This is a genomic window from Paraburkholderia sp. CNPSo 3274, assembly GCF_024206475.1.
Lineage (GTDB): Bacteria > Pseudomonadota > Gammaproteobacteria > Burkholderiales > Burkholderiaceae > Paraburkholderia.
The window spans coordinates 1-18,401 of record NZ_JAMBPR010000002.1 but is presented as its reverse complement, the minus strand read 5'-3'; the positions used below and the strand labels follow the sequence as shown (position 1 = coordinate 18,401).

The following is an 18,401-nucleotide window of genomic DNA, read 5'->3' as shown; positions in this document are numbered from 1 at the left end:
TCACGTCCCCCCCAACATAGGGGGAGCGACTACCCGCCCCTCGAAGCACGCAATGCCGCGGCGCGAAAGGCGCAGGCAGGGCGCGACGCGGTGCGCCAGGCGGGGTGAGGGCAACGGCATCGCCAATGACACTAGCCGGGTGTACTGGCAGTGGAAGGTCGCGGATCAAGGCGATCCGAAATGCCAGTCGATTACCGCCGACAGATCGGGGGCGACGCCGTCGCCGAGATCACCTCAGCATCAAGTATTTGTGCCAGGGCGGGCTCGACTGAAGTTCGCGGCGCGCGGTCTGGTGAATGGCGACCGGCCGGGCGGCTGCGACGCACCAGGCGATAGTTCTTCCTAGACTATCGTCATGGCCTCAACCCGTGACCGCGATCCGCCATCTCCGCCCCTTTCCCCCTATCGTAAAAGGCGGGATTTCCGCGTCACGCCTGAGCCGGCGCCGTCGGCTGCCAGCCAGTTCGCTGACCACGGACATTTGAGCTTTGTCGTGCAGAAGCACTGGGCAAGCCGACTGCACTACGACTTCCGGCTCGAGTTCGACGGCGTGCTTCTGTCCTGGGCCGTACCAAAAGGCCCGTGCTACGACCCGAAGGAGAAACGGATCGCCATCCACGTGGAAGACCATCCTGTCGAATACGGAGGCTTCGAGGGCACGATTCCACCCAGACAATACGGCGCCGGCACAGTGATCGTGTGGGACCGCGGCACGTGGGAACCTGTCGGCGATCCGCAAGAGGGAATGAAGGCCGGGAAGCTGGTATTCCGGCTCCACGGTGAAAAGCTTGCCGGACTCTGGGAACTGGTGCGCATATCGAAGCCCGGCGACAAGCAAGACCAGTGGATGTTGTTCAAAAAGCGCGATGCGTGGGCGCAGTCGCTCGCGCAATACGATGTCATCAAGGCGCTTCCCGATAGCGTCACGGCAAAGCCGCTCGGGCTCATTGAAGAGCGTGAGCCGAGGGGGGCGAGGCCGGCGCGGAGTGCGTTGTCTGAAATAGACCTTTCTGTGGCGGTGTCCGCTCCGTTGCCCGCCAGACTCGAGCCGCAACTCGCGACCCTTGCGGCTTCACTTCCTGCAAGCGGCGACTGGATAAGCGAGGCCAAGCTCGACGGCTATCGCATGCTGTCGCGTGTCGCAAAAGGAAAAGTGCGACTTATCACACGAAGCGGCCGTGACTGGACAGCCAGGTTCCCCGCGCTTACCTCGGAGGTCGAAGAGCTTCCGCTCATCAGTGCGTGGCTGGATGGTGAAATCACTGTCCTCAAAAATGGCCTTCCCAATTTCGCTGCGCTGCAAGATGCAATAGACGGCAAGGCGAATCTGGACATCGTCTATTTCCTGTTTGACCTGATGTACCTCAACGGAAAAGACCTCAGGAAGGTGCCCCTGTGGGCGAGGCGCGCGCTTCTCGCGCAGCTTGTTGAAAATGCCGGCGAGCACATTCGATTTAGTCAGGACTTCGAGGCGTCGCCTGCCCAGCTGTTCGAGGCCGCCTCGGGCCTCGGCCTTGAAGGCCTCATGCTCAAGCGCCGCGATGCGCCCTATGAATCGGGGCGGACCCAGACGTGGCTCAAGGCGAAGTCCCGACTCCGGCAGGAACTGGTCATCTGCGGCTTCACAGGCCGAGGCGGCAAAGACGGGGAAGTCGGCAGCCTGCTGCTTGGCTACTACGTGGACGGGAAGCTCCATGACGCCGGAAGCGTCGGTACCGGCTGGGACGCCAGGACCGCGCGGGACCTGTGGGCGCGGCTGGCGCCTCTTGAAGTGGATGCGGCGCCATTTGATGTCGACGTCGCGAGGCCGCGCCGGTGGTCGCGGCGTTCGGCCGGCAGCGAGCGGTGGGTTCGCCCTGAGCTAGTCGCAGAGGTCGCTTTCGCGGACTGGACTGGCGATGGCGTCATCCGGCAGGCCTCGTTCATAGGCCTGCGAGTCGACAAACCGCCAACCGGCGTTGTCCGGGAGGGTGGGAAAACACAGGCGCCAGACCCTCAGCCAAAGCTGAAAATCACGCATCCGGAGCGCGTCGTCGACACATCGACCGGTATTACGAAGGCGGACCTGGTTCGCTATTACGCGAGCATCGCGGAGCGGATACTGCCTCACCTGAAGGCCCGGCCAGTCGCGATGGTCCGCGCGCCAGCCGGCATCGCCGGAGAGCAGTTCTTTCAGAAGCACGCTGAGAGAACGGGCATGCCGGGGCTGACGGCGCATGACCGAAGTCTGTGGCCAAATCATCCGCCTCTGCTCACAGTTGACTCCGTCGACGCGCTGCTGTCGGCGGCACAAATGAACACCGTCGAGTTTCACACCTGGAATTCGACCGTTCGACGACTCGACAAGCCTGACAGGGTCATATTCGACCTGGACCCAGGCGAGGGCGTGAAATGGGGACGCGTTCAGGAAGCGGCGCTCCTTGTTCAAACGCTGTTGTCGGAACTGGGTCTGGAAGCCTGGCTGAAGACGAGCGGCGGAAAGGGCTTGCACGTCGTCGTGCCGCTTGCTCCGCGGCTGGGCTACGATCCGGTCAAGTCGTTCTCTCAGGCATTCGTGCGGCATCTGGCGAAGACGCTTCCCGAGCGCTTTTCGGCAACTTCCGGGGCTTCAAACCGGGTCGGAAAGGTCTATGTCGACTACCTGCGCAACGGAAAGGCGCAGACCACCGCTGCAGCATTTTCCGCGCGGGCGCGACCCGGGATGGGTGTCTCGATGCCGGTCTCCTGGGAACAGTTGAATGACCTCAAGAGCGGGGCGCAGTGGACAGTACAAACGGCCCGCGAGTACCTCAGCTTCCACCAGCAGGACCCGTGGGCAGATTACTGGTCGGCGGCGCAGTCGTTGGCATCGGCGATAAAGCTCCTAAAATGAAACCACCGCTGGTCGGCGGCGGCACGAGCTTTGCGTAAGCGACGTGCTGAACGTGCAAATCCGCGAGGAGAAGTCCATGCCAGCCCGCTCAATCGCTTCCCTGACGCTGTCCTTCGGGCTCGTTTCGATACCGGTGAAGCTGTATACCGCGACCGAGAGTTCGTCTGACGTTCGATTTCACATGCTTGCGCCCGACGGCTCGCGCGTGAAGCAGCAATACGTCTCTGAGAAGACGGGCGATGTTGTCGAGCGCTCGAGCATGAACAAGGGCTACGAATTCGAAAAGGACCGCTTCGTGGTCTTCACCGGCGACGAGCTAAAAGCGCTGGAAGACGCTGCCAGCCATGTCGTCGAAATCATGGCCTTTATCCCGGAAGAGGCGATTAACCCGGTTTTCTACGACAAGGCCTATTACATTGCGCCCGACAAGCGAGGCGGGAAGCCGTACAGCTTGTTGCAGCAGGCGCTCGCACAGAGCGGCCGCTGCGCCCTGGCGAAATGGGCGTCAAAAGGACGGACGCGAATCGTGCAGGTGCGCCCCGAAGAAGATGGGCTCGTCTTTCAGCAATTGCTCTACGCCGACGAGGTTCGCTCGCTGGCTGACCTCCATGTCGAACGTGTCGACGTATCCGATACCGAGATGAAACTCGCGCTGCAGATTATCGAGCAGGGTGCTGAAGACAATTACGATCCAACGGCGTACGAAGACGAAGAGAAGAAGCGCATCCTTGCAGCCATCGACGAAAAGATTGCAGGCAAGCAGGTCGTCGTTCACGAGCCTGACGAAGAACTGGCCGGCGGCGGACAGGTTATCGACCTGATGGATGCGTTGCGCGCGAGTTTGAAGGGAAGCGCAAAAGCGAAAGCTGCTCCTGCGCCGAAACGTAGCAAGAGCGCGGAGCCCGTTACCGAGCTTCCTGTAGCGCCCAAAACGCGCAAGCCGCCGGCGCGTGCCGCCAAGGCACCCGCTGAAGCTCCTGCAAAGGTCCGGGCACGCAAGTGACGCCACAAGTCGCCGCGCGCGAGATTTCGATGCGCGAATTGCAGGCCATACTGGGCGTTTCCCGGAGGGTGGTATCAGGCCTCATTGCTGCAGGATTCGTGAAGCCGTCACGGGGACCCAGAAACGCATACCGGTTCACGTTTCAGGATGTCGTGCTGCTGCGTACGGCGTTGCAGTTGCGCGACGCACGCATTCCACCGCGCAAAATCATCATGGCCCTCTCACGGCTGAGAGACGAGTTGCCCGGCGAGTTGCCGCTTACGGGGATTCGCGTATCGGCGGTCGGCAACGATGTGGCGGTGCGAACCGGCCCTTCGCAATGGGATGCCGCTACAGGCCAGTTCCTCCTGGATTTCGAAGTCGCGGAAATCAAGGGGGATGTCGTCTTTCTCGATTCGGCTCCCGCGCAGAAGAATCTGGCGCACCAGGCGGAGGAGTGGTACGACCTCGGCGAGCAGCTGAGAGCATCCGATGTGAACGGTGCTGAACGGGCATACAAGAAGGCCATAGAGCTATCGCCGCAGCCATTTTATGCTGCCTACGTGGACCTCGGCGCTCTGCTGTGTGAACTCGAAGCGCGTTGCGAAGACGCGCTTCAACTGTTCGACGAGGCTTTGACTCACTTCCCCGACGATGCCGTGTTGCACTTCAATCGCGCGATTGCGTTCGAAGAGCTAGGCCGCTTCGAAGACGCTGAGCGAAGTTATAGACGCTGCCTCGAACTCGACCCGTCGTACGCGGATGCCCACCACAATCTGGCAATGCTGCTCGAAAGACGTGGCGACCCGCAGGGCCTGGTTCGGCATTTGAGCGCGTATCGCAGGCTGACTACCTAAAATCAGGTTGTCGCAACGGTGGGCATTCGCACGCGGTTCTAAACTTCCTTTGGGCGCAGAGGTACGACACCGGTCCGACATTTGAAAGTCCACGTCACATGGTTCCGCTGCCGCTGCCAGTACCGCCAGTGCCGGAGGAAGGGGTGGACGTCCCGGTGAGCGGATGGGCGGTGCCCGCCGCGGACAGTAGCGAAACGGCGGCCGGATCGGGCATGCCATTGGCGTCAATCGCTCCTGCTGCCGCCAGCGTGCCTAGATCGCTATCGACACCTGCCTGGCCAACCGTAAAGGATGTCGTTAGAAATGCCGGTACCGTCAGCGTGACCGCATAGTGCTGCTGTAGATTCGAGACGACTGCGGATTGTGCAGCCTGCACGTCAGCCGGGTTTCCCAGTACCTGCTGGTACTGCGAGTTGGTCGGGAAGCCCGCTATCAAACCATTCTCGCTCGTGGCGAGTTGTGACGCGAGGTAGACAAGCATCAGCTCGGTCTCTGGAGTCGTATTGAAGGTGCCCTCGGCAAAGGCCAGAGAATGCAGGCTCACGCCACCGGAGCTTACGGTGAGGATGCAGGGAAGCGTGACATTGACCGTGATCGTGTAGTGCCCACCGCCGTCGGACAGGGTGGACCCCGATCCCTGAGCGCAACTGAGGCCGACCGTCGCGCTGGCGATCGCCGTGCCGGTGGCGGCCGTGCCGGAGATGGTGACGTTTGGTGTCACGGTTGTGCCGCCGCAACCGCCGAGGCCGATGCATGAGTTTCCGCCGCAAGCCGCAAGCGTCGCGACGGTCGCCACGCAAATTGCAGCCCGCGCCGGGCGAACGAAACACGCGTGGTGAGGGTTCATGGTTGGCCCGCCGTTTCCGTCATTCACGCTCCGGATGACGCAGTCGCGAATGATGCCTGCCATAAGACATGTAGATCAGCATGCCGATCAGCAGCCAGACGATCAGCCGTACCCAGGTAATGAGCGGCAGTCCCGCCATCAGCAACACGCAAAACGCGATTCCGAGAATGGGGACCACCGGCACGCCGGGCGCGCGGAATGGGCGGCTCGCGTCGGAGTCGCTGCGCCGCAGGTACATGACTGCGCCACACACGAGCACGAACGCGAACAGTGTTCCGATGCTGACCATCTCGCCTAGTACGCCGATCGGCGTGAGGGCCGCCACGATGGCGACGACCGTGCCGATCATGATCTGGCTTCGATGCGGGGTGTGCAGGCGCGGATGGACGGTGGAGAACAGATGGGGAAGCAGCCTATCCTCCGACATCGTGAAGAAGATACGGCTCTGCCCATAAAGCAGCACGAGTATCACGGTGGTCAGCCCGGTTAGCGCGCCGATCTTGATCAGCACGGAGAACCAGGTGAAACCGATGGCGTCGACGCCCTTGGCGATCGGGTCGGGTACGTTCAGTTCTGCGTATGGAACGAGTCCGGTGAGAACGGCGGCCACCAGAATATAGAGCAAGGTGCAGATGACCAGCGAGCCGAGTATCCCGATGGGCATGTCGCGTTGTGGCCGTTTCGCTTCCTGAGCGGCGGTCGATACCGCATCAAAGCCGATGAAGGCAAAGAACACGACAGCGGAGCCACGCAGAATGCCGCTCGCCCCGAAGCTGCCGAACGCACCGGTGTTGGGAGGGACGAATGGATGCCAGTTGGCGGGATGCACGAAGAACGCGCCGATGGCGATGAAGGCCACCACGACCGTCAGCTTGATTGCGACCATCACGTTGTTGATGCGTGCCGACTCCCGCGTACCGAGCACCAGCATCATCGTGAGGATCGCGATGATCAGCACGGCGGGGAGATTGATGGTGCCGGTGGCGGTTGTGCCGTCAGCCAGCTGAACCGTTGTGCCAGGTGCGGCAGCGAGCGTAGGCGGGATGTTGATTCCGACGTTACGCAACAGGCTCATGATATACCCTGACCAACCGACTGCAACCGTCGCGGCACCCATGGCGTACTCGAGAATCAGGTCCCAGCCGATGATCCATGCAAACACTTCGCCAAGCGTCGCATAGGTGTACGTGTAAGTGCTGCCGCAAACGGGGAGCATGGCGGCCAGTTCCGAGTAGCAAAGGCCGACAAACGCACACGCAATTCCGCCCAGCACGAAGGACAGGATGATGCCCGGTCCGGCAAATTGTGCCGCCGCCGTGCCAGTGAGGACGAAAATACCCGCGCCGATAATGGCGCCGATTCCCATCGCCGTGATGCTGGGCGCCCCCAGGGTCTTCGACAGAGCGCGACCGCCTTCGGCATCGGCGCTTCCTACTATGTCGGCGACGGACTTGCGCGCCGTGTAGCTCGTGTCAGCCATGATAGGTTGTCCCATTCGACTGTGACTGGAAACGACTCGATTCGGCTTGCCTTACTTCTTTAGAATAGACACAGGCGCGATTTGGCGAAGGGTAAGTTTTCAGCTAACCGAACGACGACGACAGGCTTGCGTGGGCAGAGATGTTTCGGAACGCTTCACGTTCATCGCCAGGATGTGTGATCATGCAAATGCGCCACGCATGTAGCGGGATTCGTCGGCGTCATTGATGGTCCGCCGTCCACAGGCAAAGTCCATGCTCGCGCGAGCAGTTCAGCCGGACGGCGGCAGGGAGAAGAGGGATGGGCAACGACAAACCGTCGCCGCGGCGCGCGACATACGAGAAAGGGATCCGGATCGGCGAGTATGGATGGTTCGGCCGGTTGTCGGCCGTCGTCGTGAGCACAATCGTGCTGGTGGTGGCAGCGATGCTGTCGGTGGTACTGCTTGCCGTGCTGTTCGCGGTGGGCGCGATTGTTGTCGGTTATCTCTGGTGGAGGATCCGCGCGCTGCGGCGGCAGGCGCGCGAGTTCGGCGACGACGGCCGGACCGTCGACGTCGAGGTCATTCACAAGGACTCGCCCGGCGACGATATCGCGAAACGCTGACCTGTGATGCCCGCGCTAGCACGTCCAGCGTACGTCAACTGTAAACATTCGACTTCAGCCACGCCTACCTACTTCCGCGTGTTGGTCCAGCGTGCGTACGCAATGCTGGCCAATCCGCGTGCAAGCCTTGCATCTCTCGGGGCCGCCGTTCTTCAAAGGACACAGCGCGAGACTCCGCTTCTGCCATGTTCGCCAAGGTTAGGAGATTCTGCGATGAAGAATAAAACTATAGGAATGCTACTGATTTTAGGTGCGAGTGGAATGCGCTTACGCTATCAGGCGGCGGTTGCGGCGGCGAATGCACTCGTCAAACAAGCGCGTGGCGCAAGCAAGCGTGCAACACGCGCGACGACGCTGCGTATCATCGCCGCATTGTCGATGTCCACGGCGGCTCCCGGCGACTGACTGCGTGGATCATTGACGCGTATTGACTTGCGTCGGTGCCGTGTCTATAACAAAGCGAAAACCCAGACGAATTCGCAAAGGTCATTTTTCCAATCTCAAACGTAATGGAACGTCGTGCTGTCGACGCAGCAGGACGTCGCGACTTCTTTGTCCGTCGAAGCAGCACGGGGCTGGAAGGGGGTGTGAGATGGCCATCAATGTCTTGATCGTTATCGACGGCGAATTTCAGTATCAAAGCAATACGGTCGCGCCTGATTTCACGTTCGCAACGCTGGTGAGCACGCTTCAGGGCGCTGGCTTCCTGGTCACAAAGGCGAACCGCGAAGCCGACCCCAATGCCGACCATCAAAATTTCGTTTTCAGCGATCCCGGCATCGACCTTCTCGACTTCGACGTCATCTGGATGATCGGAGACGGGGGGTATAACGACGATCCACTCGTGCCAGAAGGCTCGAAAGGCCCTATCTCCGTGGCAGAACTGAACGCAATTGCCGCGTTCATGGAGCAGGGCGGTGGCGTCTTTGCGGTCGGCGATCACTACAGCCTGGGTTCGGATATGTGTGGCCAGATTCCACGCGTTCGGATCATGCGTTCCTGGTACGGCAAGAACGACCCGAGCAACCCCGCGGTACCGGCAAACGCGCCCTTTAATTACCCGGCCATCGGCGGACGCGCAGATACGACCGTCAGGAATCCGAACGCAAGCTATCCCCAGACGGACTCCATGGGCAATGCGACTGTCGATCCCTACGCCTACTTTGAGAATCAATCGGACGCGAAGCCACAAATCATAACAGCGACGTCGTCACCGGCTCATCCGATCCTGATGAACAACGGACAGGTTGTCACGTCCTATCCGGATCATATGCACGAGGGTAACGCTCTGGGCGCAGTGACCGGTTTCGACTATACGCAGTTGTCTCCTTACGGCGATACCTCTGCGCGGGAGTTTCGCCAGATCGGCTCCGCCCCGCCTGAGATGCCGACGGTCATTGCGACCGGCAACTCGACTGCGCAAGCCAGTTACGACGTCGGCAGCGGCGTTCCCGTTCCGCTCGATAAGACATTAGCCGTCAATGCGACGGTCAACACGCTCAGCGCATACGACGGGCGAGAGGTCGGAGTCGGACGGATCGTTACCGGCTCGACCTTTCATCATTATCTCGACATCAATCTAACCGGGGCTAGCAGCATCAATACGCCGCAGCTCGATCAAATGGTCGGTGGCGAAGCCGCAAAGGGCGAGGGCCTGCAAACCAATGCTGCGGCGTTCTCCGATATCCAGGCCGTTTACGTCAACATTACCAATTGGCTTGCGCGCCCGACACCGGCTATTGGTCTCATCCTCGAGCGCAGCACCTTCAGCCAGGACGAGGTTGGCGCGACGCCGAGCTTCCCGGCGGCCATTTTTGTGACAGTCGATGGCCTGAAACCCAATCAGTTTCCCGTCGGCGGCATCACGACTCTAACGCCTACGGCTTCGCAGCTCGCGCAGTGGGCGCCGGCGGTGACCGTCACGGGCGGCGCACCGATCGGCATCGTCGCGACCGCCGTTGCAAGCGACGATCCCACCCTGGCCGACCGTCTGCAGCGCTTCACGTTTACATACGCGGTGAACTTCACTGGCAACGCGTTTGGCTTTGCCGGCACGGTCGAGACCGTGCCGGTCGGCGCCTCGTTGACGACGAGTGCGGCGAGCGCGCCGCTTACCGACTCAGGGTGGCTCGAGCTTGTCAAAGGCGCGAATCCTTTCATGCTCGATCTCGCGGACGGCAACGCCACGTACTGGCTTAGTTCGGATATCAAAGTGTTTCACGTCGTTGCCGGAGAAAGCTTCCTGAATGCGTCCTTGCCCGTCAACGCCAGCCGTTCAGATGCGCTGACGTTCCTGCGAAGCGTCGTGGCCAACATCAACACCTCCCAGTTCTCGGCGCTGCCTTCTACCGAGGCAGGCTCCGTACTCAGCGTAGCGGCGGTGACCACGAGCAGTCCGCCGAAACCTGTCTACAACTTCGCGCTCGCGCGCGTGCGGCTGAGCAGCGCGGGCGCCGATGCCAATCCGGTTCAAATATTCTTCAGGACGTTCGTTTCTCAAACCACGGCTGCGCTGACCTATCAGCTCGACGCCAGCGGCAACCCGACCGGGGGATACCTCCAGACCTCGGGGGCAACGCCCATTGATCTTCCGGGCACGCAGGACGGCGGCACGCAATGGCTGTCGTTCCCGTACTTTTCGGCACTACGCGTAGAACCACCTGCCAGCCAGACCGACCCCGACAATTCAAAGGGGATTCAGGCCAGTGTCGGCTACCAATATTACGGAGCGCTGATCGATAACAATCTGACCGATCCCTACCTCAGCGCGACACCGGGATCGACGGGTCCGCTGGAGCCCTTGCCGTCGCTCGTGATGGGCGAGCATCAATGTGTCGTCACCGAGGTCATCTACGCCGGCGCACCGATTGTGAATGGCGCCACGCCCTCGAAGTCGGACAAGATTTCGCAACGCAATCTGGCGATCAGCACCGTCGCGAATCCGGGGCTTTCCGCCTCTCGTGTCGCCATGCATACGTTCGAAATCGAGGCGACGCCGAACGCGATATCGTCCGCTTTCCCGCCCGATGAGTTGCTCCTCGCGTGGTCGCGGACGATCCCGGACGGCACCTTGCTCAACCTCCATATACCGAGCTGGAATGCTCAGGATGTGATCGATCTGGCGGATCGCTTCTACGCGCGACACGAAATCCGTGCGATCGATGCGCATACCATCCGGATACCCGCCGGCGGCGATCGCTATGTGCCGATCCCGAAGAGCCTGAGTCGCCAGACCGGCGTCCTTTCGGTCCAACTGCCGCTCGGGATACGCAAGGGGCAGCGGTTCGACCTGTCGGTTCAGCAGATCACCAACCGTGAGCGCGAGACGGAGGTGCCCGCGCCGCGGGGCGAAAAGATCACACTGGAAGAGGCGCAGCGACTGCTCGCGGGTAAGGACTCCAAGGCATCAAAAGGCACGAAGAAAGGCCACGCGGCTGAGAGCGTGCCGCGTGGCGTTTTCAGCCTCGAAGATGGCCGAACGCTGGTGACCGACCTTTCCGTGTTCGATTCGGCGGGCGACCACGCCATTGTCCTTACGCAGCCGGACCCGAAGCAGGTGGCGGCGGCGCGCGAGGAGGCGGGGCAGTGGCGGGAGCCCATTGGCGCGTTTCAGATCGGCATTCCCGTTTCGACGCAGGAGGATATGCTGCTCTACCAGCTGCAGCTATTGTCGATCATGAGCTGGCGTGTCGAGCATCTCGATCCGAACAGTCCCTGGTATCCCACCATGATTTACTATCTCGCACTCCTGATTGAAAAGGTCTGGGCGCTCGGCGGCAATCCCTATACCGTGCCGCCCACGCCCGATGGCAATATTCCCGTGCTCCACGGCGGCGGACATGAATGCCACGACGAATCGGCGCGCGAAGTCGTCATCGTGAACATTTTCCCGCGGGGCAAAGAGCACAAGTAGCCGTCGATGCCGGCGCTCATCCCTCAATAACGTCTTGACACGTGCGCGCGGGGAGCGGCGCGAGGTGGCGAGCCACGTGGTGAGCGCGGGCGCGGCATGAGCGCCGATTTCTACTGCACCGTGATGGTGGCCTTCATATACGGGTGGATGCCGCAGAACACCTTGTAAACCCCCGGCTTGTCGAACTTGAACTGGTACGTGTCGTCCTGGTCGAGCGCGGCGGAATGGAATATACCCGCATCGTTGACGACGGTATGCGGTTCGCCGTCCATATTTTTCCAGGTCACCGTGGTGCCCGCCTTCACCGTGAGAGACATCGGCGAAAACATGAAATTCTTGATGATGATCTGATTGGGCTCCTGTGCCTGCGCGGCAGGCAAACCAATGGACGCCCCTGCCATGAGCATCCCGATCCCGTAGAAGAGGCTGAACGCGCGACGATAGTGCATGAAGAGCATGGCTCGGATCCTTGTTGAATGAGCGAGACGCAAGGTCAGGCGAGGGACGTGTCGGAAAGCGTCGCCGCGAGGGGATGGCGCGTGATTCGGATACTGGTTACGCCAAGCATCTTCGGTAGCTGATCGCTTGCCACCTTGAGCGGTCCAGGTCCGGGGCCATCGCCGGCCGTCGGTTGCGGATAGGCGGTCGAGCGTGCCGTGTGGAACGTGATATTGCCCTCCACCTTGGAAACGATTTGATGAATATGGCCATTGAGCACGGTCACCGAGCCGAAGCGCCTTAGATAATCCATTGCCTGGCCCGCATCGCCGGTACCCCAGCCCCATGGTTCGTAAATCGTCCACATCGGCATGTGCGTAAACACGACGATCGGCGTGCTCGACGTGCGGCCCTTCAGATCGTTTTCCAGCCAGGCGAGTTGGTCCTCGCCCAGGTTTCCCAGCCCGTTTGGCTTGAAATGCATGACGTTGACGAGCGCGATGAAATGCACGCCATTGTGGTCGAAGCTGTAATAGCCCCGATTGTCCGATGCCTTGCCGAAACGCTTGAAGTATTCGCCTTGTGGTCCATCTGTCACATCGTGTTCGCCGGGCGTGGTGTGCAACTCCGTAATGTCGAGACCTGACAGCAATTGCGCCGCCAGATCGAATTCTTCAGGTTTGGAGAGATGGGTGATATCGCCCGTGTGGATCGCCAGGGCGGGTTTGACTGGCATCGCGTTGACATAGTCAATGGTCTGTTTGAGCGTGCCCGCGACATCGGGATTGGCTTCCTTGTTGAAGCCGATATGCGAGTCGCTGATCTGCAGAAAGAGCGGAATGCCGGCGTTTTCTTTGGTGCTCGCTGCCAGCGCCAGCTCCACGGGCGTGAGGACGCCTCCGGCCAGAACGAACACGGTGCCCGCGCCACCGAAGGCGAGGCATTTCAGGGCGCTGCGGCGTGACGGTTGGGAAGGAAGATCTGACGACATGATGTCCTCTCGACTGGGTTCAGGAAGTCGACCGCCGGTGCAATATGGAGCGCCTCCAGGGCGGGCTTCAGGTGCAATACCGCGAGAGCCGCCGTTTTATTCCCGATTTTTTCCCGGTAGCCGGGCGCGGGAATAACCGGCGTGGGTTCGCGGTATTGCAGGCGTGGCACACGAAATGGCGGAAACAAAAAATGAACATCGTCGGCATAACCCGTCGCCGCGCCAGCGAAGCGAGAAACAACGTTCAATTCTTTTTGCGCCGGCTTCAACTCACGTCGGGCCTCGTGATGCTGACGTATCTCTTTCTGCATCTGGTCAATCACGCGCTCGGGATCTGGTCGCTCGAGCTCGCCGGACGCGGTCTCGTGCTCGCGCTGCGGCTTTGGCGCAGCACGCCTGGAACGATCGCGCTGTATGGCGCCGCATCGGTGCATTTCGTGTTGGCGTTGCGCACGATATACGGGCGGCGCCACTGGGCGCTCCCGCCCGCGGAATGGATCCGCCTGTGGGCAGGGCTCAGCCTGCCGCTCCTGCTGATCCGCCATGCCGTGACGACCCGGCTTGCGTCCTCGCTCTATGGCTTCGAACCCAACTACGAGCGGGTCATTGTCGTGCTGCTCACGAGCGGCACGCAGGGACTGCAACTCGCGCTGCTAGCGCCTGGCTGGATACACGGATGCCTCGGGCTGTGGTTCCGGTTGCGCCACTATGCGTGGGCGCGTCGGATGCGGCTGGCGCTGCTGATCCTTGTCGTCCAGTTGCCGCTGCTTTCCGCAGCGGGCTTCATCCGCATGACGCGAGCCGTCGAGGGGGCGAGTCACCTGCTTCCGCCTGTCGATGCCGCGCTCGTCGTCCATCAATCCGCCCTCAACGGCGCTCGTCACAGTCTCGTCACGCTCTACCTCGCCCTGATTGCCAGCACGCTGATCCTCGGCCAGTTGCGCAACGCGCTGGAGCGCCGGAGGCAGCGGAGATATTCGGTGAGCGCCCGTTTGCCGGCCCGCAGTCCGTCGCGCGAGCAGGATGTCCAGGAATGACTTTCGATGGCGAGTTTGTTCCGATATGAAGTCGAAATCTTTATATTCAGCGCACGCGGACAAGGGCGAATATACGAGTTCCAGACGTTGTCGAAAGCGGGGGACGTTTCGCCAGCGAGTCGCGAGCATCCGGGAGGAGACATGACCGCAGTTTGTGCAATCCACAGGGATTTGCATTCCGAGACGTTGAGTTCGGTCGCTGCGCGATTTAAAGGCAGGACGGTGCGCCTGTGTTCAGGCGGGCCGTTAATGACAGTGAACCAGGTCGTGCCTACGGCGTTCGGTCCGCAGCTGTCCTGCGCATGGTTCGAGTCGCCCGAGTCGACGAAGCTGGTGCGGGCCGTGTTCAGTACCGATGCGGTTCAGTTCGCTTCAGCGTAGCCGGAAACTCAGACGCTGTAATCCGCATTGCGCATCAATTGGCGCGACACCTCATCGCCCGCGCCTTGCGCATCGAATTGCTCGCGGAGCTTCGCGTCTGCCTTGCGGGTCACGCCGCGGTGCATGGCCACGATGATCGCGAAGAAAGCGATTGGAAAGATTGGTAAGGTAAGTATCATGTTGCTCCGGGCTGATCAGATCAGACCGCCTATCTGTCTGCCTGCGTTACCCCGAGGAGGCCCATAGCCGGGGCCTGACCGGGCACAACGGCGTCCACCGCCAGCGGCCATTACGTTCACGATTTATCATTCGTGGCGTGAGATGCCAAAATACTCGCATAACCCGTAACGAGGCGGTGACCCACCGACCGCGCGGAATGATCCGCCCCTCTTTGCCGGGCCACGCACCCGCATATCGAAGACGGCCGGATACCCTTGAGAGTAGAACGCTGAATCCCATTTACCAGTCGTGAACCCGCGTATTCGTCCCCCCTTGCCGCCTGAATGGCCCTTTCCGCCGCATCGCGACGTTTCTGGCCGCGCCTTCGGCGATCTCGTCGCGCTTCAATATCGCGGCGCTGGCGTGTGGCTCTGGCGGTGCCGGTGCGGCGCCCACGTCACGGCCGCGCTGGATGCGGTGGAGGGCGGCCAGACGCGGGATTGCGGCTGCCGTGAGCAGCGTCGCGTGTGGCGGTCCCGGCCGGGCTCGCCTGCGCTGAAGGGCGGCGAGGTCTTCGGCCAGCTCACGACGGATCGCTATGCCGGCGATGGCATGTGGGTTTGCCGGTGCGATTGCGGCAATGAGGCGACCGTGAGTGCCGGGCGCTTGCGACTGGGCCAGGCGCGTTCGTGTGGCCGTTGTCTGGGCGCTTTAACGGGCTGAGAGATGCGCACGCGTCATGACTTTACTGGAACCCCATAAGCGCTGACGATGCGCGCGTCCTGCTCGGCAGCCGAAAACAACTCCCATTCGAGACCGTTCACATCGACACTGCTCGAATAGCCTGTTACCGCGTCGTCTTCGAATCCGACATGGCGCAACATTCCCGCTTGCGCCGGCTTTTCGTTGATCGAAAAGTTAAGGAGGTCGGTGCGCCACATCGCGTACTGGCCCGGCACGACGGCTGACGGTGGCTGTCCGAGCCGCTGGCTATAGTCCGCGATCGAGGCGTCGAGGTTCGAAACGGCCAGTGCGATATGAAAGCGCTTCATGATGGGCTCCGTGACTGTTCGGCACATCGTAAGCCGGGCGCAGCGGCACAACCAGTTCAGCGGCCATTCTGGTATGCGGACTACTCGTCATTCCTTCGCTCTGTGTGACACCGCTTCACCCTCGCTTTCCCGCTCCAGAAAAGCCGCCACCGCCGACGCCTCCATCGGGCGGGAACAGTAGTAGCCCTGAATGAGCGTTGCCCCGAGCGCCGTGACCGTTTGGAGTTCGGCCGCCGTTTCCACACCTTCGACTATGCAGTCGAGCGACATCTGCCGACTGAGATTGAGCAGCGTGCGAACCACGGTGAAGGCCGTCGTGCGCGCCTTGAGACCGCTCACGAACATCCTGTCGATTTTCAGACGCGTGAGCGGAAGTTTGCACAGGTAAGAGAGGCTCGAATAGCCAGTGCCGAAATCGTCGACCGACAAACCGCAGCCCAGCGCGCGGAGCACTTTGGCCGCTTTCTGGACCTGGTCGAAGTCCTTGGCCATCGCGGTTTCGGTGATCTCGAAGTCAAGCCGGGCCGGGTCGATGCCGCTGCCGAGAATGCACTGCGCCAACTCTTTCACCGCGGACTCACTGGCGAAATCATGTGCGGAGAGGTTGAAGGACAAGCCGATATGCGCTGGCCATTGCTTCGCGCAGGCGAGGGCCTTGGTAAACAGCGCGAGGGTCAAGCCGTTGATGACCCCGTTGCGCTCCGCCGCAGGAATGAATTCACCGGGCGGGACTGTGCCAAGCAACGCGCTTCGCCAGCGCGCCAGGGCTTCGAAACCGACGGTGCGCTGGCGGTCGAGCGAGTAGATCGGCTGGAAGGCGAGGTAAAGCTCGCTCGCGAGATCGGGGGCGCGTAGCGCCTGGGCAATCTGCGACTCGCGAATGATTGCGTTGCGGTGCGTCTCCGAAAAGATGGTCACCGAGCCGCGCGAGCGGCGCTTGCCTTCGTAAAGCGCATAGTCCGCTGTTTCGAACAAATCCGCCTTGTTTCGTGAAATGTGCGGATAGGTGGAGAAGCCGATCGTCGCCCCGAGCCGAACGGAAATCTCGCCGACAAGTACGGGGCAATGAAAAACATCGCAGATAGTGCGGCCGAGTTGCGAGAGGCCGGCGTCCGTGCAGTCGTCCGTGACAATGACGCCGAATTCGTCACCGCCCAGCCTTGCAAGGGTGATCGTGCCGCGCGCCGCGCTGGCGAAGCGCGACGCGACTTCGGCGAGCACGTGGTCGCCCAGGGAGTGGCCGTGAATGTCGTTGACGGACTTGAAACCGTCGAGATCGACGAGGCCCACTGCGAGCCGGCCGCCCGATGCCATGGCGGCATCGAAATGCTTGTCGAGCGAAGCGAAAAAGGCTCGCCGGTTGGGGAGATTCGTGAGACTGTCGATATTCGCGAGGCGTTTGTTTTCGCCTTGCGTTGCCACGAGATCCGAGAAGTTCTTGAATTGCGTGAATGCAACGACCAGCATCGCCAGCGAAACCAGTGATGTATCGATTGCGATCGCCTGGAATACACCATTTCCCGAACTCAGGAACGTAACGACGAGTGCGCCGTTGACAATGGCGGTGACGGTGAAAGCTGCCTTGACGACGTTCATCAGGCAGCAGATGACGCCGATGACCGTGATGGCCATGTAAAAGGCGACATGAAGCTTGAATGCCGCGCCGCCATGAGACAACAGGGACAGCGACCATACCGTGAACGAGATGGAGAAGACCCAGGCGAGCCTGCCGGAATTGCGCAGGATCGTCACCGCATCTTCCGCACTGACACGGATCCTGGAGAGCCGCAACCAGGAGAGGACGCGAACGATGCAAAATCCCGTGAGCAGGAGCGGACAGATGATTCCCTGCCAGGCGGGAATCTCGTTCTCGTGGGGGAGCACCATGCCCCACGTGTTGACGACCAGCAGCCCATACATCATGGGAAGCTGATAGATCATCACGCGCAGCTGGGCCAGCTTCAGTGCCGCGCTGTTTCCGGCCATGAAAGTGCGCCGAATCGTTCCCCAATACTGGGCCAGAACGTTGAACATTGTCTTGCGAGTCGATGCCGTCCCGTTGCGACTGCCGGGAACGAAATGTAATTCCTCCGTTTACGACCGCTCGCATTATTTCTGGAGGAAACGCGCGTGCTTTTCATCGTCGTCATCGCGGTCCCCAGTTTTTCATCAGGCTTTCAACGTGCCTGCCTGCGTTCGCGTCTTTCGCTTCTTCAACGCGCAAACGTTTGGCGTCCTCAGTTAGAGGGGCGAAATCTCGGTGATGGGGATTCGTGTCTATCCAGTGGTTGCATTTGCGTCCTGCCTGCTCATTGCGCCGGCCTAAAGTTCGCGTAGCCGTTGCCGAAATACCGGCCATGGCGCGCAAACATTCTGACTATCCCGACAAACCTCCCATCTGGGCAGAGGCGCGCGCGCTCGAGGCGAGCATTCGCGCCATCCGCCGTGCGCAAGGCAAGAAGAACCCGGAGGACTTCCCGGCGGGGAGCCCCGAGTGCACGGCTGCCATGGATGCGTTCGTGCGCGACGTCTGCCGCGCCCTCGAGATCGATATCGATATGCTCGGCAAGGACTCCGGCGGCTTTTAAGGCTCGCCATACCCGTTGGCCGGCGCCGGGCGGCCGTTCGTAGCCTCCACATGCGGGAACGCGGTATGCGCGCCTCGGAACAACCGTTGACGAGTTCACGAGGTTGCGTGTGAAAACGACACTTACGCTCGCGTTGTCGTCATGTCTCGGCGTGGCGTTGCTCACGACCCAGCCAGCACATGGCGCCGAACCCACCCCC

General features: G+C 61.2%; 17 protein-coding genes. 9 read left to right on the top strand and 8 right to left on the bottom strand.

The genetic code is table 11. The annotated features are described in order from the left end of the window. Positions 1 to 355: 355 nt before the first annotated feature. The 3 genes from ligD to M3I54_RS01175 all read left to right on the top strand — a co-directional run bounded on the left by ligD (position 356) and on the right by M3I54_RS01175 (position 4,711). Positions 356 to 2,872 carry a DNA ligase D gene (gene ligD / locus M3I54_RS01185; protein WP_254332359.1) on the top strand — a complete coding sequence of 839 codons (2,517 nt, stop codon included), beginning with the start codon at positions 356 to 358 and terminating at the stop codon, positions 2,870 to 2,872. 76 nt (positions 2,873 to 2,948) lie between these two features. Next, entirely contained in the window at positions 2,949 to 3,875 is a 927-nt protein-coding gene (locus tag M3I54_RS01180) for a Ku protein (RefSeq protein ID WP_254332357.1), read from the top strand. A 29-nt stretch (positions 3,876 to 3,904) separates the two neighbouring features. Further along, entirely contained in the window at positions 3,905 to 4,711 is an 807-nt protein-coding gene (locus tag M3I54_RS01175; RefSeq protein ID WP_302058797.1) for a tetratricopeptide repeat protein, read from the top strand. Between the two features lie 94 nt (positions 4,712 to 4,805). On the opposite strand, the gene M3I54_RS01170 is transcribed toward M3I54_RS01175, so the two are convergent. Both M3I54_RS01170 and M3I54_RS01165 read right to left on the bottom strand, forming a co-directional pair. Next, positions 4,806 to 5,558, bottom strand: a complete 753-nt coding sequence (locus M3I54_RS01170) for a hypothetical protein (protein WP_254332353.1) — start codon at positions 5,556 to 5,558, stop codon at positions 4,806 to 4,808. 19 nt (positions 5,559 to 5,577) lie between these two features. After that, positions 5,578 to 7,038, bottom strand: a complete 1,461-nt coding sequence (locus M3I54_RS01165) for an amino acid permease (protein ID WP_254332351.1) — start codon at positions 7,036 to 7,038, stop codon at positions 5,578 to 5,580. 299 nt (positions 7,039 to 7,337) lie between these two features. Between M3I54_RS01165 and M3I54_RS01160 the strand changes: the two genes are divergently transcribed. The 3 genes from M3I54_RS01160 to M3I54_RS01150 all read left to right on the top strand — a co-directional run bounded on the left by M3I54_RS01160 (position 7,338) and on the right by M3I54_RS01150 (position 11,556). After that, complete coding sequence (locus tag M3I54_RS01160) at positions 7,338 to 7,643, top strand: hypothetical protein (protein WP_254332349.1); 306 nt, start codon at positions 7,338 to 7,340, stop codon at positions 7,641 to 7,643. A 213-nt stretch (positions 7,644 to 7,856) separates the two neighbouring features. Further along, a complete protein-coding gene (locus M3I54_RS01155; RefSeq protein WP_254332347.1) occupies positions 7,857 to 8,048 on the top strand; it encodes a hypothetical protein in 192 nt (63 codons plus the stop codon). Between the two features lie 187 nt (positions 8,049 to 8,235). Further along, positions 8,236 to 11,556 (top strand): hypothetical protein, encoded by a 3,321-nt coding sequence (locus M3I54_RS01150; RefSeq protein ID WP_254332345.1) that lies wholly within the window; start codon positions 8,236 to 8,238, stop codon positions 11,554 to 11,556. A 110-nt stretch (positions 11,557 to 11,666) separates the two neighbouring features. Here the strand turns inward: M3I54_RS01150 and M3I54_RS01145 are convergent, their stop codons facing one another. Genes M3I54_RS01145 through M3I54_RS01135 form a run of 3 tightly spaced genes read right to left on the bottom strand, consistent with a single transcriptional unit; the run spans position 11,667 to position 13,296 of the window. Beyond that, positions 11,667 to 12,014, bottom strand: coding sequence for a cupredoxin family copper-binding protein (locus M3I54_RS01145; protein WP_375542079.1), 348 nt, complete (start codon positions 12,012 to 12,014; stop codon positions 11,667 to 11,669). Positions 12,015 to 12,049: 35 nt separating this feature from the next. Further along, positions 12,050 to 12,985 (bottom strand): metallophosphoesterase, encoded by a 936-nt coding sequence (locus M3I54_RS01140; protein ID WP_254332343.1) that lies wholly within the window; start codon positions 12,983 to 12,985, stop codon positions 12,050 to 12,052. Beyond that, positions 12,940 to 13,296 carry a hypothetical protein gene (locus M3I54_RS01135; protein WP_254332341.1) on the bottom strand — a complete coding sequence of 119 codons (357 nt, stop codon included), beginning with the start codon at positions 13,294 to 13,296 and terminating at the stop codon, positions 12,940 to 12,942. Before M3I54_RS01135 ends, M3I54_RS01140 begins: the two co-directional genes overlap by 46 nt. Between M3I54_RS01135 and M3I54_RS01130 the strand changes: the two genes are divergently transcribed. Together M3I54_RS01130 and M3I54_RS45080 are read left to right on the top strand one after the other, a co-directional pair. Next, positions 13,273 to 14,022 carry a hypothetical protein gene (locus tag M3I54_RS01130; RefSeq protein ID WP_254332338.1) on the top strand — a complete coding sequence of 250 codons (750 nt, stop codon included), beginning with the start codon at positions 13,273 to 13,275 and terminating at the stop codon, positions 14,020 to 14,022. The genes M3I54_RS01135 and M3I54_RS01130 overlap by 24 nt on opposite strands. Before the next feature lie 6 nt (positions 14,023 to 14,028). Then, entirely contained in the window at positions 14,029 to 14,403 is a 375-nt protein-coding gene (locus M3I54_RS45080; RefSeq protein WP_309249583.1) for a DUF2158 domain-containing protein, read from the top strand. A gap of 8 nt (positions 14,404 to 14,411) precedes the next feature. Here M3I54_RS45080 and M3I54_RS44745 read toward each other — a convergent pair whose 3' ends face one another. The 3 genes from M3I54_RS44745 to M3I54_RS01115 all read right to left on the bottom strand — a co-directional run bounded on the left by M3I54_RS44745 (position 14,412) and on the right by M3I54_RS01115 (position 17,648). Continuing rightward, positions 14,412 to 14,534, bottom strand: a complete 123-nt coding sequence (locus M3I54_RS44745) for a hypothetical protein (protein WP_302058791.1) — start codon at positions 14,532 to 14,534, stop codon at positions 14,412 to 14,414. Positions 14,535 to 15,299: 765 nt separating this feature from the next. Continuing rightward, positions 15,300 to 15,614, bottom strand: coding sequence for a hypothetical protein (locus tag M3I54_RS01120; RefSeq protein WP_254332336.1), 315 nt, complete (start codon positions 15,612 to 15,614; stop codon positions 15,300 to 15,302). A gap of 87 nt (positions 15,615 to 15,701) precedes the next feature. Further along, positions 15,702 to 17,648 (bottom strand): bifunctional diguanylate cyclase/phosphodiesterase, encoded by a 1,947-nt coding sequence (locus tag M3I54_RS01115; protein WP_254332335.1) that lies wholly within the window; start codon positions 17,646 to 17,648, stop codon positions 15,702 to 15,704. A gap of 323 nt (positions 17,649 to 17,971) precedes the next feature. Here M3I54_RS01115 and M3I54_RS01110 point away from each other — a divergent pair, with 323 nt between their 5' ends. Beyond that, entirely contained in the window at positions 17,972 to 18,202 is a 231-nt protein-coding gene (locus M3I54_RS01110; protein WP_254332334.1) for a hypothetical protein, read from the top strand. Positions 18,203 to 18,401 lie beyond the last annotated feature (199 nt).